Below are 16,747 nucleotides of genomic sequence, written 5' to 3'. Positions count from 1 at the left end.
GGGATCCATATCCCCCATCTTTATTCATTATTATCAGTCTCTCTGTCAACGAGAGGTTTTGAATATGCTGTCTCAGAATCCCACGGGAAAAGAATCCACGTATCCTGGCTTACCTGTGTTATATAGGTATCAACGTAAAGACTTCCCTCCGGTTTGGCATATACTGTTGCAAAATACGCTTTGGGAAGCATTTTTCTTACAATCTGTGCTGTTTTTCCAGTATCCACAAGATCGTCAATAATAAGACAATTCTCCCCGTCACCCTGAATTTCTTTTAGTATACTGGTTTCTCCCTGTGTTCGAATTGTATAACTCGAAATACAAACCGTATCTACAAGACGAATGTTCAATTCTCTCGCAATAATAGCCGCAGGAATAAGGCCTCCACGAGCAATCCCTATTATTTTCGTCCATTTTCTTGATAGAAGTCTCCATGCAAGAGCTTTACAATCCCGATGAAGCTGATCCCAAGAAACCGGATACGTTTTATGATACCGCTCTTCACTTCCCATCGTTTAGTGCCTCCCTGAATAGAATAAAAAATGGTAAACTTTATATTACAAGTTTTTCTGAATTAGTGGAATTGCTTATTTCTTTTCTGTTACTTTCTCGTCTATCACTTTTTCCCTTTTCTTTTATCATAATCTTAGTATAATTGTTAACAATCATCTTTATTTTTGATAAGTTCTCACACCAAAAGAACGCTCAAGGAGGGCATGCATAATGAAGAAGAGTCTTGTTGTTTTGTTCGTAGCACTGAGTATCGCCCTCTGCGGAACAGCTTTTGCAGCTGAAGCTATTCCCGCAGAAAAAGTAAATCCTGGTTTTGTGTATATTGGTCCTGTAGGAGATGGCGGATGGACATATATGCATGATCAGGGACGATTAGAAATGGAAGAAGCGTTTCCTGGAGTAAAATCAAGCTTTGTCGAGTCTGTTCCAGAAGGGCCAGACTCTGCACGCGTAATGGAAACTTTCATTCGAAACGGCTCTAAAGTCATATTCGCCACATCATTTGGATATATGGACTTCGTACAAGACGTAGCCAAACGTTATCCCGATGTTGTGTTTATGCACTGTTCCGGTTATAAGAGAGCAGATAACGTAGGAATTTATTTCGGAAGAATGTATCAAGCTCGCTATCTTTCTGGTCTTGTTGCTGGAAAGATGACAAAGAACAATGTTATTGGCTTCGTTGCTGCTCATCCAATACCTGAAGTTGTACGTGGCATTAATGCATTTACACTAGGTGTTCGAAAAGCCAACCCGAAAGCAGAAGTCAAGGTCGTGTGGCTTTTCTCTTGGTTTGATCCGGGGAAAGAAAAGGAAGCAACGAAAGCCCTTATCGACTCTGGTGCCGACGTTATCGCTATGCATGCCGATAGCGGGGCAGCACCTCAGACAGCAGAAGAAGCTGGAGTATATGTTGTCGGTTATAATAACGACATGAGCCAATATGCACCGACCAAACATCTCACTGCACCAATTTGGGATTGGGGAATTGTATATAAACGTGTTATGGAACAAGTTACCACTGGAACCTGGAAATCAGAAGATATTTGGTGGGGACTTAAGGAAGGAATGGTAACTCTTTCTGGATACGGCAAAGATGTGCCAGAAGAAGTCAAAGGTCTTGTAGAAGAGGAAAAGGCTAAAATCATTTCTGGCGAATGGGATGTTTTCAATGGTCCTATTAAAGATCAAAGCGGTACAATAAAAGTTGAATCTGGACAATCGCTTTCAGATGCAGATAAGCTCTCCATGAACTGGTTCGTAGAAGGGGTTAAGGGAGATATGCCCAAATAGAAACCCCTAGAATATAGAGGGAGGGCGCATTTCGCGCCCTCTTTTTTTTGAAAGAGATCGCTGTGAAAGGAAACGTTGCCATGGAAAAAGTCATATCGGCTCCACCACTTATACATATGGAAAACATTACGAAAGAGTTTGCCGGTGTCGTGGCAAACCGTAACATCGATTTCGATGTAAAACGCGGAGAAGTGCACGCATTACTTGGCGAAAATGGCGCAGGAAAATCTACACTCATGAATATATTGTACGGCCTGTACCGCCCAGATAAAGGGCACGTGTGCATTGACGGTAAAAGCGTCTCTTTCTCTTCTCCTAAAGACGCTATTGCGTCTGGAATAGGTATGGTACATCAACATTTTATGCTCATCCCCAGTCAAACTGTCTGGGAAAACATGATATTGGGATTAGAGGGGCTTCCTCAAATTCTTCCACGCAAGGAAATTCACCAGAAAATTATAGATATCTCAGAACAATACGGTTTAGAAGTCGATCCTGACGCAAAAATATGGCAGCTTTCTATTGGGGAACAGCAGCGTGTTGCTATTTTACAAATGCTTTATCGTAGAGCGCGGGTTCTTATTCTTGATGAACCCACTGCAGTACTTACACCTCAAGAATCGCTTCATCTTTTCAAGACCATACGACAAATGACCGCAGAGGGACATGGCATTGTCTTTATTTCTCATAAACTTGATGAAGTTCTTTCTCTCTCAGACCGCATAACTATTCTTCGCAAAGGCGAAAAAACAGGAACTGTTCAAACTCAAAACACATCAAAAGAACAACTCGCCGAATTAATGATGGGAAGAAAAGTAACCTTCACTGTTGCTAGAAAGAGTATTGCCCCGGGAAAAGATATCTTGAAAACCGATAATATTACTGTTCTCGGGGAAAGAGGTCTCCCTACTGTAAAAAATATTTCTATTGCAGTGAAAGAACGGGAAATTTTGGGCCTTGCTGGAATTGCAGGAAACGGACAACAGGAACTTTGTGAAGCTCTGGCAGGGTTACGTCCTTTAAAAGAAGGTCGTATTTTTATCGAGAACGAAGAGATGACTCATCGTTCTCCAAAGCAATATATAGATCGAGGAATTCGATACATTCCCGCAGATCGCAAAGGAACGGGACTTGTTCCCAACATGGACGTAAAAGAAAATTCTATTTTGAAAAAGTACTGGAACAAACCTGTAGCCAAGGGGCCTATGATTGATTGGAAAGCGGTTTTCACTCATGCGATGAACCTTGTAAAAAAATATAGCGTGAGTACACCATCAATGGAAACTCCAGTAAAAAATCTTTCAGGAGGTAATCTTCAAAAGCTTATGCTTGGACGAGAGCTGTGCGATGCACCCAAAGCCCTTATTGCAGTTCACCCCACGTGGGGACTCGATGTTGCCGCTACCCACTTTGTGCGAGAGCAGCTTCTCGAAGAACGTGATCGCGGCGCAGCCATTTTTCTCGTATCTGAAGATTTGGAAGAGCTCCTTTCATTAAGTGACAGGCTCGCAGTTATATTCAAGGGGGAAATTATGGGTATACTCAATCACCCCGAAGAGGCCACTCCTGAATTGATTGGCCTCATGATGGCTGGAACTCCCCTCTCTTCTATAAAGAAAGGGGCAAAATAGCGATGAAATATTTAAAGGTTGAAAAACGTCTTGTTACACCAGTTTGGTTTTCTGGCGTCATTCCTATTTTTGCTATTATTTTGGCACTCCTGACAGGTGCCGTTTTTTTAAATTTTATGGGTGTCTCTCCTGTAAAAGCATATCTTTCAATGTTCAAAGCGTCCCTTGGTGATGCCTACGGCCTAACAGAAACAATTGTAAAGGCTATTCCCCTGGCCATGGCAGGTGTAGCCGTAGCTCTTTCGTTTAAAATGCTTATCTGGAATATTGGCGCAGAGGGACAAATCTTTATGGGATCTCTGGCTACGGCTGCGGCTGTTCGCTATTTTTTTGTCGATCAGCCCTTCATTATGTTCTGGATCATGTTTATCTCAGCCTCAGTTGCAGGTGGACTCTGGGCCGCTTTTGCTGGCTATCTGAAAGCGCGTTGGAATGTCAATGAAATAATCACAACCCTCATGCTCAACTACATTGCACTCCATCTCATTGATTTCTTTGTTTACGGCCCCTGGAGAGATCCCGCCAGTCTTGGTTTCCCAATGACAGCACCCTTTCCAGATGCCGCCAGATTGCCTCTTTTCGGCGATACACGTATTCATCTTGGTCTGTTTATTGCCATCTTTCTCGCGATCTTTTTCTGGGCTCTTCTCAAATGGACACGATGGGGATATGAGATTCGAGTCATTGGAGAAAATCCTCGCGCCGCGACTTTTGCCGGAATAAACTATTTACGCAATGCAGTCATCATCATGTTTATATCGGGAGCAATTGCAGGTCTTGCCGGAATGTGTGAAATTGCAGGATTACAAGGTCGTCTTCAGCATGCAGCTTCTGCTGGATACGGTTATACGGCTATTATTGTCGCCTGGCTAGGGCGTCTCAATCCTTTAGCCGTCCTCTTTGTTGCTTTTATTATAGGATCTCTTCTGGTAGGAGGAGATACGTTGCAAATTGTTATGCGCTTGCCTCTGTCTAGTATTCTAGTGCTTCAGGGCCTGCTTCTCTTCTTTGTTCTTGGAGGAGAATTTTTCAGAAGATATCGTATTCGTTTTATCAAGAGGGGAGATAACTAGCTATGGAAATTCTTATTCCTATTCTTGCTGCTGCCGTAAGAAGCGGTACGCCAATCCTCTATGCTACATTAGGAGAAATTATTACAGAAAAAGCAGGCATCTTGAACCTCGGTCTTGAAGGAATAATGCTTGTTGGCGCCTACACGGGATTTTCCGTCACATATAAGACAGGAAACCCGTGGATCGGTGTAATAGCAGCTTTTATCATTGGAACTATGATGGCTACTATACACGCCTTTATTTCAATCACATTAAAGGGGAACCAGGTAGTCAGCGGATTAGCTTTGACTATGTTTGGAACAGGAGCAAGCTCTCTATTAGGTCGATCATATATTGGCTTTACTATTAAGGGACTCAATAAAATTCCATTACCCCTTCTTTCAGATATTCCTATTCTAGGGCCGGTTTTATTCAATAATGATGCCCTTATCTATGTTTCATTTGTATTGGTCGTTATCTTATATATGTTTTTTGTCCGCACTCGAAATGGTCTTTATCTTCGTGCTGTAGGAGATAATCCACGAGCAGCAGATGCCATGGGAATAAACGTAGACAGAACTCGCTATATCTACACCCTTATTGGAGGAGGAATTGTAGCAATAGGTGGAGCCTATATGTCTATCGCCTACACCAAGATGTGGGCAGAACTTATGACAGCTGGTCGTGGCTGGATTGCCGTAGCCCTCGTCATTTTTGCTATTTGGAATCCTTTCCGGGCTGCATTGGGAGCGTACCTTTTCGGAGGTGTAGAGGCGTTTCAACTTCGCCTTCAGGCGGCAGGAACAAGCATTCCAACCCCTCTTCTCATGATGTTGCCTTATATTTTGACTATTTCAGTTCTTTTTTTCATTTCGGTGAGCCAAGGGAAGGGTATCCTTTTTGGAGCCCCGTCTTCTCTCGGTCAGCCATTTTTTAGAGAAGAAAGAGATTAGAGAGTACGAGGGGGTCTGCTCATGAGCTTTTTTATTGGCGATATTCCAGCATCAGGAAGTATTGTAAACTGCGCTGCCGTTATTGTAGGTAGTTCTATTGGTTTGCTTTTTAGATCAAAGCTACCTCAACGTTTTATAGATATGGCCTTCCAAGTGTTGGGGCTTTTTACGCTGTTTCTTGGATTTTTAATGGCACAAAAAACATCCAATTTCCTTATTCTTATCTTCAGTATGGTTGGAGGAGCCATCATTGGTGAAGCCCTCGATCTTGACGGTCGTTTTGCCCGTTTTTCTAATGGAATCAGCCAAAAATTCAAATCGAGCGGCCCAACCTTTGCCGAAGGATTTCTCACCGCAACCCTTCTTTTCTGCATGGGATCTATGGCTATCCTCGGCGCTATAGAAGAAGGACTGGGAAATTACCCGAATCTGCTTATAGCAAAGTCGCTTCTTGATGGGATTTCCTCCCTTGCCTTGGCAACATCCTTGGGCGGAGGCGTGCTAATCGCAGCCTTTCCTGTTCTTCTTTACCAGGGAAGTATTACTCTTCTTGCCAGCACGTTACAACCTATTCTTTCTGAGGGCGTCATAAACGAAATTTCAGCAGCAGGGGGACTTATGCTTATCGCCCTTGGCCTCTCCATTCTTGAAATCAAACGCTTCAGAGTAACAAATATGCTGCCAGCCCTTATCCTTGCAGGGATTCTGGCTTCTTATTTTGTACACTAATTAAAGGAACGCCAACGCATCCAGGGCTGGGTCATTCCATAAAAAGCTATCTTTTGGTTAGAAAAGTATGCCCAGTTCTGGTTGCCATAATCATAGTGCCACCACTCTTCCGGATAGTTTGTAAACCCCGCCTCTTTCATGCAATGATATAAAAGACGGCGATTTTGTAAGGCAGTAAACCCCTTCTCATCAAGAGTTCCCCTTTGTATCATGACATTTTCGTAGTAACACGTAGCAGAACGAGGAGATGTTTCATCAAAGTTACTCCCCATATACAAAAGGCACCCTTCATCATCGACAATGCCAAGATCTACAGCCCCTCCTGTTAGATGGGGAGATGGTTTTCTCGGATCAACTGATGGCAAGGCCACGTACTGTGACACGAGTTTTGACAATTCTGTTTCGGTCATTTCGTTATGTAATTGTTTTATTTCTTCGTAATAGCTGTCATAAAGATGCTTCTGTATACTCAAAGACCGCCAACCATCAAAAATGACGAACTTAAATCCTGAAGGCAGCATGGCAACAGCCTCTCTTAAACGGAAAAAGGCACTCTCCCGAATAAAACACTCTGAAAGAGCATCAGGAACAGACTGGACGTAATATTGGGATCGAACAAGAATACGTTCTGGATAGAGGCTTAATGGAACAAGTTCTTCTCCGCTCTCTTCGATAGGGATACTTTGAATTTTTTCCCAAATCCAAACGGACGGAGAAGAAATAGGCGTTCCATATATATCCATTATGAATTCATCCCTCCTCCTTTACGACAAGTTCAATAGCCTTGGAATAGCTGTAGTTATGGGAGGAAAAGATATTATAAGAAAAAGCACAAGAAGGGCTACACCGATGAAAGGCCATATATACTTAAACACATCGCCTAACTTCACTCCTCCTACAGCTGCAACAATATAATTACACGCCCCCATTGGAGGCGTTATTAAAGCTATAGTCACATTAAGTGTCATGACAACACCAAAGTGAAGAGGATCGATGCCAGCCTTTTGGGCTAAAGGCGCAAAAATAGGAGTAAGCAGCGTCAACGTAGACACCTCTTCCATAAACATTCCAACAGGGAAAATAATTGCTGAAAGTAAAAGCATGAGAAGCCACGGACTCTCTATAAGCCCCGATTGTGTAATAAATCGTGCAAAATGCTGGGGGATTTGTTCCCATTTCAATATCCAGCCTATAACAGTGGCAGCTCCCATAATGAGGAAAATAGAGCTTGTAAGCCTCACTGTTTCATAAATGGTCTCACCCAAAATTCTGGCTGTCAGCTTTCTGGTATAAAAGAAACCTGCCAAAAGGCAGTAGGCAACTCCTAATGCGCCAGATTCCGTAGGAGTCACGATACCCGTTACAATACCTCCGATAATAATAAGAGGCGCAATGAGACCGACAAGGGAACGACGAAGAATCTCTTTGGCATTCTTGCGAACCTCGTTAAAGTCTGAAACTGCCATCTGATGTCGACGTGAGTAAAAATAATTCATCACCATAAAAGCCCCGCCAAGAACAATGCCGGGGAGAATTCCTGCTGCAAAAAGTCCCCCAATAGATGTATTGGTCATTGTGGCATAAATAATCATAAAAATACTCGGAGGTATAATAGGCCCAATGAGAGAGCTACTTGCTGTCAATCCCGCTGAATAGGCAGGAGAAAACCCATCCTTAACCATGGCAGGAATCAAAATAGAGCCAAGAGCAGAAGCATCTGCTGCCGCCGAACCATTGACTCCAGCTAAAATAATTCCACCAACGACATTGACATAGCCTAGGCCACCTCGCACAGAACCAACAATAAGACGACTAAAATCGAGAAGGCGATCTGTAAGTCCGGATCGGTTCATAAGAATCCCCGTCCATATGAAAAAAGGAATTGCCATAAGAGAAAAGATATCCATTCCTCCATAAAACTGCTGCGCTATTACTCGCAATAATGAATAATCACCAAGCAAGACTATTCCTAAAAACGAGGTCGTTAAAAGGGATAGATAAAGAGGAATGCCAAAAATCATCATGGCAAAAAAAACAATAAGCATAATAAAAACCATTACAACCGCTCCTCCTGCTTAAAGAAAGATCGAACAAATAGAAGAATGACTTCCGATAACAACAATGCAAAACCCACAGGAACAGAGAGAAGAGGAATTGTCTTAGGTATATTGAGAGCCAGAGTCTTCATCTTCCACATATTTAAGGCATTGACAGTTCCCAAATAGGTAACAAGAGAAAGAATCCCAACGGTGATAAAGAATTTTATCCAGAGAATACACCTTTGGATATGTCGAGAAAGCTTTGGCGTTACAAAGTCTATAACCATATGATCGCCATGACAAAGGGCTCCAGTCGCTCCCAACATTACAAGCCATACAAGGGAAAAACGAGCTACTTCTTCAGTCCATACAATAGAGCTTTTCAAGACATAACGCATAAAAATTCCTAACAAAATATCGGCGACATTAATAACGAGAAGCGCCCCAGCACTCCAGGCGCTGAGACGCTCAAAGAAATATATTAACTGATTCAGAGAAACAGCGGCTTTCGACCTTTCTCTCATATCATCAACCTTCAATTCCATTCATTATTTACTTGCAGCTGCATTGGCATTCTTGGCACATTCTAAAGCCAGGTCAAGCCACTCCTTGCTTACTTTAGTTTTCAACCACTCATGATAAGCTGGTAAAGCTTTTTCACGAAATGCGTTCATCTCTTCCTCATTTGGCGTATAAACCTGCATTCCATGATCTGAAAGGAATTGAACATCCTTTGAATCTTGTGCCTCGACAGCCTCTCTATTCATGGCATTTGCCTTTTTTGCAGCTTCTAGAACAATATGCTGATTTTCTTCTGACAAAGAATCAAAAAGATCACCATTAATAACAAGGAATTGATCAGAATACTGAATATTAGCTAATGTAAGGTGCTTCTGCACTTCGTACAAACTTCCCATTTTTATGTACATGGCGGGGTTCATCTGACCATCAACAACTCCTGTTTTTAAAGCCATATAGAGCTCCGTCCATGGGATGGGCGTTCCACTGGCACCGAAAGCCTTATAGAGAGTGATCTGGCCTTCGTCCATTCCCCGAAACTTCAATCCTTCAAAATCCTGAGGAGAGCGAATTCCTCTCTTTGAATTAGTAAAAGCTAGGAATCCCCCTTCTTCTATAGCTTCAAGCAAAACAGCACCTGTTCTTTTTTTGAATTCCTCTTGTGCCTGTTTCCAAAAGCGACTCTGATCAAAAAAGATATGGGCAGCTTTATAAGAATTGAACATAAAGGGAACAGCGGTGGCATATATTTCGGGGAAGAGGGGTGCTATCCCTCCAAAAGAAGCGATATTGATGATTGGCTGGTTCATTCCCTCTCGAGCAAGAAGCTCCATTCGCTCTTCTTCGTTACCTAACTGGCTATCAGGATAAAGAGAAATCTTAAGTGATCCAGCGCTCTCTTCTTCAACCATTTTTTTAAAGTTTGTGGCAAATAAGTGTACTGCATTATTCTCTATGTCTGCAGGGCCGTTGTATGACATTTTTATTTCCTGAGCCCATGCCGGCAAAGAAAGACAAAGAATCAAAAGACAAACAGCAATAACGTGAAGAAATTTCACCTTCCCACGCAACATTCTTATCACTCTCCCCATAAATTGTCGTTTCTTTTCCAAATAATTGTACATTTAAAAGATAGGTCCTTCAACTATTCGCGAATCTGTCCATCACCATAGATAATAAATTTCGTTGAGGTTAGTTGCTCTACGCCCATAGGACCTCTCGCATGAAGTTTTTGTGTGCTAATGCCAATTTCTGCTCCGAAACCAAAAACTCCGCCATCAGTAAAGCGCGTCGAGGCATTGACATACACGGCAGCAGAATCAACTGCTCCCAGAAATTTCTGCGCATTGCTATAACTTTCGGTCAAAATGGCATCGCTATGTCCAGTACCATATGTTGCAATATGCTCAATAGCTTCATCAATACTTTCCACAACCTTTACAGCAAGAATAAGGTCGTTATACTCTGTCGCCCAATCCTCCTCTGTTGCGGAAATTGCACGCGAGTCTAGTTTGCATATAGCCTCATCCCCCCGTATTTCCACATTCTTCTCGTGGAGAGCTGCCGCAACTAGGGGAACAAAACGAGATGCAACATTGGCATGGATCAGCAAGGTTTCTACTGTATTACATGTAGATGGACGCTGGGTCTTCGCATTTATAACAATGGGGATAGCTTTCTCAAAATCAGCTGTTTCATCAATAAAAATATGACAATTGCCCATACCCGTCATAATAAAGGGGACCGTCGCATTTTCCTGCACAACTTTCTTTAAGCCTTTTCCACCACGTGGGATAAGCACGTCAAGATATTCATTCAATCGCATCAATTCCATTGTCGCTTCTCGATCAGGACTATCTATAAGATTAATAGCTCCTTGCGGAATTCCAGCCTTTACGGCAGCATCAGATATTATCTGAGCAATAATTCTGTTCGAATGAAGAGCCTCTTTTCCCCCGCGAAGAATCACACTGTTGCCAGCCTTAAGACAAAGCCCTGCAGCATCCGCCGTTACATTGGGACGAGATTCATAGATTATGCCTATCACCCCCAAAGGAACACGAACCCGACCTACACGAATTCCACTCTGTGCTGTCCACATCCCCAAGACTTCACCTATCGGGTCATGGAAGGCCGCTATTTCTTCAAGCCCCACAGCCATGGCTTCCACGCGCTTTTCATTGAGTGTTAGACGTTCGAGAAGAGCATAAGAAAGCCCAGCTTGACGCCCCTCTTCCAAATCCTTCTTATTTGCACATAATATCTCGCTGCAATGATCTCGAAGGGCTCCAGCCATGGCACATAATGCTTTATTTTTTTCTTCAGATGAAGCTGTTGCCAAAAAACGGGATGCTTTTTTAGCCTTTTTACCCATATCCCGAACATATTCAGACATCTTCTTCAATACTATTCCTCCTCCACTCTAGATCAAAGCTAAATTATTACGATGAACAATCTCGTCATAATCGGTATTTCCAAGAAGAGCTTCTATTTCATCAGTATGATGGCCGGCAATAATAGCAATTTCATCGGAGGAAAAATTAACCATTCCCCGAGCTATTTCCACTTTGCTACCATCAAAAATTGATACGACTTCACCTCGCGAAAAATTCCCCTCCACTGCAACAACACCTGATGGCAGGAGGCTTTTCCCTCTATTGCGAACTGCTTCAGCAGCGCCATCATCAACAACAATTCGTCCATGGGGAGTACTTCCGAAAGCAATCCACTGTTTTCGAGCCTGAACAGGCTCCCCAGAAGGAAGGAAAAGCGTTCCCAAATTTTCCCCATCCAAAAGACGACGTAAGATATTCGGCTCTTTATTATTTGCAATAATCATGGGGATACCTGAGGTCATAACAATTCGTGCTGCTGCGAGCTTAGTAAACATACCTCCACTGGAATGCTTGCTTCCCTTCGTACGGGAATGAGCCAATAATTCCTGAGAGACCTCCTCCACAACAGGAAGCAGGTGGGCCTCAGGATTGATTCTTGGATCATCGCTGAAAAGCCCATCTATATCAGAAAGGATAATTAAAAGATCTGCATCGATAAGACACGACACCATTGCTGAAAGAGTATCATTATCTCCAAATTTTATTTCGTCTACAGCGACAGTATCATTCTCATTAATAATGGGGACAACGGCAAAATCAAAGAGGGTCAATAAAGTGTGTCGAGCATTCAAATAGCGAAGACGATTAGAGAAGACGTCACGAGTCAACAAAACCTGAGCCACTGTCTTGCCGTATTCTGAAAAGAATTTTTCATACATGTGAACAAGCCGTCCCTGCCCGATAGCGGCAAGAGCCTGCTTCTCCGGCAAGGTTTTAGGCCTGTCTGGAAAATTGATTTTACCCACGCCAGCTCCAACCGCTCCCGAACTGATGAGACAAACGTCACGCCCGCTACTTTGCAAGTCTGAAATCTCCCTCGCTAAAGTCTCCATGCGAAGTAGATTTATTTTCCCCGTCGAGTGGGTTACAGTACTCGTTCCAACTTTTATAACAACACGTTTACACGACTTTAAACGTTCTCTTTGTACCATTCTTGATTCACCCTCCGCACAACTCTCCAAATTAACGATTACGTACAAGTGTAACACTTGATATAACTATAATTTATAGAACAAAAATTTAAATGTTTAAAGTCTCATATTAAGTAAATCTCCAACCGCTTTATATGCGGGGTTTTCAAAGATTAAAGGATCAGAAAGAGACGCATATACATTTTGAACCTTCCATAAATTAATATCCCAATGGTGACGACGAACAAACTCCAGCATTCTTTCCACCTTGGCCAATGAAGAAAATTGCAATTCCCTATCTGTCTGCTCAGCAAGATAGATCATTTCTCGCTCAAGACGCCCTCGAATATGGTGTTGCAACTCTGCCTCATTAATATCAACTCTCCACGAATGTGCTTGTGTAAGTCGCCTTTCTATTTGTTCCAAATCGGGATCGCCATCCCAAATAACTCTTTTGAGTTCTCCGTTCAAGACAACTTCAGCAGCACTCAGAAGCACGTCAGGCAAAGGCATTCGTATTAATCCCATAAAAGCAAGGAGGCTATCGTAATCACGAATAACACTCTTCAAATAATTTTCTATACGAGTAACATCTCTATCAATAATAGAGTGCATAATTCGCCGCTGTCCATCTTTAAAAAGATGTCGAAGTGAATAAGTGCGATGCCCGAAGAGTTCTACGAAAAATTTCTCTGTTTCTTGAGGAAATTTCTCTTGAAGAGATTCTTGCCATTGGAGCATGTCTTCCTGCCTCGCCGAAGCTCGAACGCCGCAAAGGACGTCGTGTCCTCCCCTATGGAATGCTGCGAAAAAGATTCTCTGTTTCTCACCTGTCACCATATGTAAAAGAGTGGCAACACCCAAAGAGAGACGTTCTCCTTTTTCTTTAAGAAGAACCTTCTTCTCGGCTTGTATTTGATAATTATAAAGAGAAAAAATATCTTCTTCCGCAACATCTTCTTCAAAAAGCGTCTTTACAGCATAATGGGCCGCAACTCGGAAAAAGTCAACATAAAAAGGAACCACAAAAATTTCAAAAATGACGCCACCATTTTTAAACTCTCGTACGTTACTTGGAGCTTTTTCGAGCAAAGACATAAAGTTGTTTTTTATACCTTTACCTGACAATTCTTCAAGCAACGATAGAGCATGATATGCATATAAAAGAACTTGAAGAGCCTCTATACCAGATATTTCATCGAAAAACCAACCACAGCTCGTATACATAAACATAGCGCTACGTTCCATCTCCAAAAGCTTTAACGCCCGTATTTGCTCTTCTGAAGAGAGCTCCCTTGGAGAAACAGCAGAGAAAAATTCTTGGCGAGATCCAGTTGAATTGCCCAGTAGACATTGCACATAGACATTTCTCGCCTGCCATGGGTCCGTAAAGAGAGAAGATGCGTCTTTTTCATAAAATTCATCTATTTTTTGCCGCAACCAATCCAAAGATTCTCTCAGCGGCTGCCTCCACTTCTGATGCCATCCTGGATGTAATCCACTATTACAGCCGCAATCCTCTTTCCATCGTTTTATGCCATGAACACAGCTCCATGATGTTTCGTCACGAATTTGTACTTCATATTGAGGCGGAAAGTTATCAAGATATTCTCCATATATGGTAAGTCGTGTATCTTCTCTTTGTTCCATGTAGTTCAAACACCAGGCAAGAGCCATATCTCCATATTTATGGTGATGGCCAAAGGTCTCCCCATCAGTAGCAACATGAGCAAGAGGTGCTTTTTCTTTCACTCTCTCTATTGACGAAAGAAATCTTTGAGCTAAAAGCTGGCCATTCTGTAAGAGGGAACCAAATGCAATGTCTCTTGCTAAAAAATCGTCGTAGAAAAAGAGAGCAATACTTCTTCCCGACGGAAGATGGCATAAATATGGATGCCATGTTTCAATAGGTTTTTGGCTAGTATCATGCCAATTCGTTTCGATTATACTTTTCCATCTTTTAGCCTGATGAGGGGCCAAAAGAGTAAATCGAATACCCTCAGCTGCCAGAACATCCAGAGTTTCCACATCAATAGCCGTTTCAGGAAGCCACATTCCCTCTGGGAAACGTCCAAAACGAGACGTAAAATCCTGAATACCCCAAACTACTTGAGTTACTTTATCTTTCATGGAGGCCAAAGGCATTATCATGTGGTTGTAAACTTGAGCAAGCGCAGGACCATGATTGGAAAATCTTTCTCTTCCTCTACGGTCTGCTTCTAGCAATCCTTCATATGTGTCATGGTCGTGTCGTTCCATCCACTGTAGTAAAGTAGGCCCTACATTAAAACTCATTCGCTCATAGTTCGAGATAATTTTAATTATTTTGCCGTCTTTGCCTAGAATTCTGGCAACCCTGTTCGGAGCATAACATTCGGCAGATATCCGTTCATTCCAATCATGCCAAGGAGCTGCTGACTCTTGCAACTCAATATCGCCAAGCCACGGATTTTCTCGTGGCGGTTGATAAAAATGTCCATGTACACATATATTTTTCATTTCACTCTTCCTCTTTTCTGAAGAAAAGAGCTCCAAAAGCAGGAAGAGTCAAAGAGAGGAAAGCGGAGTGTTCTTTCCAACGTTCAGGAATGGCTTCCTTTCCGCCGAAATTTCCCTCTCCTCTTCCTCCATACATTTCTCCATCGCTGTTAAGGAGCTCTCGCCAATATCCAGCAACAGGAACTCCGACACGATAGTTATAACGAACAACAGGAGTAAAGTTAAAAATGGCCAAAATCATATTCTCTTCTTCATCTTTCCGAATAAAGCCGACAATGCTTGCGCTGCTATCAGAACATGCAATCCATTGAAAACCTTGCTGTTTAAAATCATTAACATGCAATGCTTTTTCGCTAACATATATCTTATTGATATCATGCACCCATCGCTGAACTCCCTTATGAAAAGGCAAATCCAAAAGAGACCAATCTAAGGATTCCTCATGACTCCATTCTCTCCTTTGCGCAAAGTCATCTCCCATAAAAATTAATTTCTTCCCTGGATGGGCATACATATATCCCAAAAGCAAACGTAGCTGCGAAAATTTTTCTTCGAGATTTCCAGGCATTTTTTCAAGCAACGATCTTTTTCCGTAGACAACTTCATCATGAGAAAAGGGAAGAATATAATTTTCAGAGAAGGCATACATCAGGCTAAAGGTCAGGTCATTTTGATGGTATTGTCTATAAAAGGGATCTTTCTTCATATATTCCAAAATATCGTGCATCCAGCCCATATTCCACTTCATTCCGAAACCCAATCCTCCTGCATAGGGTGGACGAGTTACAAGAGGCCATGCCGTAGATTCTTCAGCAATAGTCAAAGTGTCAGGGAAATAGAGATAAATTGCTTCATTAAGACGACGTAAAAAGGAGACAGCCTCCATATTTTCACGCCCCCCATATTGGTTGGGAATCCACTCTCCGTCATTTTTCGCATAATCGAGATAGAGCATAGAGGCAACGCCATCGAGACGAAGTCCATCTACATGGTAATAATCAATCCAGAAAAGAGCGCTGTTAATGAGAAATTCCTGCACTTCAGTTCGACCGTAGTTAAAAATATAGCTTCTCCACTCTGGATGAATTTTCTGTCGAGGGTCTGAATGTTCATATAAAGATGTTCCATCAAAATAGGCAAGACCATGAGCATCGGAAGGAAAATGAGAAGGAACCCAGTCGAGAAAAACTGCAATATCGGCCCTGTGCAGCATGTCTATAAGAAACATAAGATCTTGTGGAGCTCCATAACGCCTCGTGGGAGCGAAAAAACCCGTTACCTGATAGCCCCAGGATCCATAAAAAGGGTGTTCCATAACAGGCATAAGCTCCACAGCCGTAAATCCCATTTTTTTTACGTAAGCAACCAAAGGATCTGCAATATCTCTATACGAAAACCACTCTCCTTTTTTTCTCATCCAAGAACCTAAATGGACTTCGTATAAAGAGAGGGGGAAAGAAAACCAATTGATTGTTTTTCTTTTCTCCAGCCACTCAGTATCTCCCCATTCGTAATTGAGGGATGTAATAACTGATGCCGTTTTAGGAGGCTTTTCACACATAAAAGCAAAGGGATCTCCCTTATCAAAAATTTCTCCTTTCTTCGAACGGATATGATATTTATAAAAATCACCACAAGAAGCAGAAAAGACTACCCCTTCCCAAATGCCACTTTCATCCCATCTATTAGTGAGACAATCTGCCTCAGGATTCCAATTATTAAAATCTCCAATGACAGAAACTTCAGCAGCATTAGGAGCCCATACTGCAAAATATACCCCCTCGACACCATCTATAGACACAACGTGAGCTCCCATTTTTGTATAGAGTTTCAAATGGGTACCCTCTTTGAAAAGATAGGTATCAATATCTGAAAAAAGGGATAATGGTAAATCTTTGCCGCTCATAATTGTCCCCCTTGCAAAATAAATAAAATTATTTTTTAAATTATAACAATCTCTACCCTCTGTGGTGTAGAATGTCAATACTTAGAA

At 42.2% G+C, this 16,747-nt stretch carries 14 protein-coding genes; 5 read left to right on the top strand and 9 right to left on the bottom strand.

Annotation, left to right across the window (positions count from 1 at the left end; translation table 11 throughout):
* Positions 1-20 precede the first annotated feature (20 nt).
* Positions 21-512 (bottom strand): xanthine phosphoribosyltransferase, encoded by a 492-nt coding sequence (gpt, locus tag ACZ5GY_RS00380; protein ID WP_213689905.1) that lies wholly within the window; start codon positions 510-512, stop codon positions 21-23.
* A gap of 211 nt (positions 513-723) precedes the next feature.
* Here gpt and ACZ5GY_RS00375 point away from each other — a divergent pair, with 211 nt between their 5' ends.
* Genes ACZ5GY_RS00375 through ACZ5GY_RS00355 form a run of 5 tightly spaced genes read left to right on the top strand, consistent with a single transcriptional unit; the run spans position 724 to position 6,171 of the window.
* A complete protein-coding gene (locus ACZ5GY_RS00375; RefSeq protein WP_213689906.1) occupies positions 724-1,806 on the top strand; it encodes a BMP family ABC transporter substrate-binding protein in 1,083 nt (360 codons plus the stop codon).
* Positions 1,807-1,853: 47 nt separating this feature from the next.
* Positions 1,854-3,437: an ABC transporter ATP-binding protein gene (locus ACZ5GY_RS00370; RefSeq protein WP_464111910.1), complete on the top strand. Its 1,584-nt coding sequence runs from the start codon at positions 1,854-1,856 to the stop codon at positions 3,435-3,437.
* Between the two features lie 2 nt (positions 3,438-3,439).
* Entirely contained in the window at positions 3,440-4,510 is a 1,071-nt protein-coding gene (locus ACZ5GY_RS00365) for an ABC transporter permease (protein ID WP_213689907.1), read from the top strand.
* Between the two features lie 2 nt (positions 4,511-4,512).
* Positions 4,513-5,442, top strand: coding sequence for an ABC transporter permease (locus ACZ5GY_RS00360; protein ID WP_213689908.1), 930 nt, complete (start codon positions 4,513-4,515; stop codon positions 5,440-5,442).
* Between the two features lie 21 nt (positions 5,443-5,463).
* A complete protein-coding gene (locus ACZ5GY_RS00355) occupies positions 5,464-6,171 on the top strand; it encodes a DUF554 domain-containing protein (protein WP_464111909.1) in 708 nt (235 codons plus the stop codon).
* Here ACZ5GY_RS00355 and ACZ5GY_RS00350 read toward each other — a convergent pair.
* From ACZ5GY_RS00350 to glgB, 8 genes are all read right to left on the bottom strand, one after another.
* Complete coding sequence (locus ACZ5GY_RS00350) at positions 6,168-6,914, bottom strand: M15 family metallopeptidase (protein ID WP_213689910.1); 747 nt, start codon at positions 6,912-6,914, stop codon at positions 6,168-6,170. The genes ACZ5GY_RS00355 and ACZ5GY_RS00350 overlap by 4 nt on opposite strands.
* 21 nt (positions 6,915-6,935) lie before the next feature.
* Positions 6,936-8,228 carry a TRAP transporter large permease gene (locus ACZ5GY_RS00345; RefSeq protein ID WP_213689911.1) on the bottom strand — a complete coding sequence of 431 codons (1,293 nt, stop codon included), beginning with the start codon at positions 8,226-8,228 and terminating at the stop codon, positions 6,936-6,938.
* The gene (locus ACZ5GY_RS00340; RefSeq protein ID WP_464111908.1) at positions 8,228-8,755 is read right to left on the bottom strand and encodes a TRAP transporter small permease; all 528 of its coding nucleotides are present in this window, start codon (positions 8,753-8,755) and stop codon (positions 8,228-8,230) included. Before ACZ5GY_RS00340 ends, ACZ5GY_RS00345 begins: the two co-directional genes overlap by 1 nt.
* 3 nt (positions 8,756-8,758) lie before the next feature.
* Positions 8,759-9,802 (bottom strand): TRAP transporter substrate-binding protein, encoded by a 1,044-nt coding sequence (locus tag ACZ5GY_RS00335; protein ID WP_213689913.1) that lies wholly within the window; start codon positions 9,800-9,802, stop codon positions 8,759-8,761.
* 71 nt (positions 9,803-9,873) lie between these two features.
* Positions 9,874-11,124 carry a glutamate-5-semialdehyde dehydrogenase gene (locus tag ACZ5GY_RS00330; RefSeq protein ID WP_213689972.1) on the bottom strand — a complete coding sequence of 417 codons (1,251 nt, stop codon included), beginning with the start codon at positions 11,122-11,124 and terminating at the stop codon, positions 9,874-9,876.
* A gap of 27 nt (positions 11,125-11,151) precedes the next feature.
* The gene (gene proB, locus ACZ5GY_RS00325; RefSeq protein WP_213689914.1) at positions 11,152-12,276 is read right to left on the bottom strand and encodes a glutamate 5-kinase; all 1,125 of its coding nucleotides are present in this window, start codon (positions 12,274-12,276) and stop codon (positions 11,152-11,154) included.
* A 96-nt stretch (positions 12,277-12,372) separates the two neighbouring features.
* Positions 12,373-14,754: a DUF3536 domain-containing protein gene (locus ACZ5GY_RS00320; protein WP_464111907.1), complete on the bottom strand. Its 2,382-nt coding sequence runs from the start codon at positions 14,752-14,754 to the stop codon at positions 12,373-12,375.
* 1 nt (position 14,755) lies between these two features.
* Complete coding sequence (glgB, locus tag ACZ5GY_RS00315) at positions 14,756-16,660, bottom strand: 1,4-alpha-glucan branching protein GlgB (RefSeq protein WP_213699494.1); 1,905 nt, start codon at positions 16,658-16,660, stop codon at positions 14,756-14,758.
* Positions 16,661-16,747: the final 87 nt, after the last annotated feature.

The organism is Aminobacterium thunnarium (genome assembly GCF_055390565.1).
Note: the sequence above shows the minus strand (reverse complement) of the source record. Positions and strands in the feature narration are given on the sequence as shown.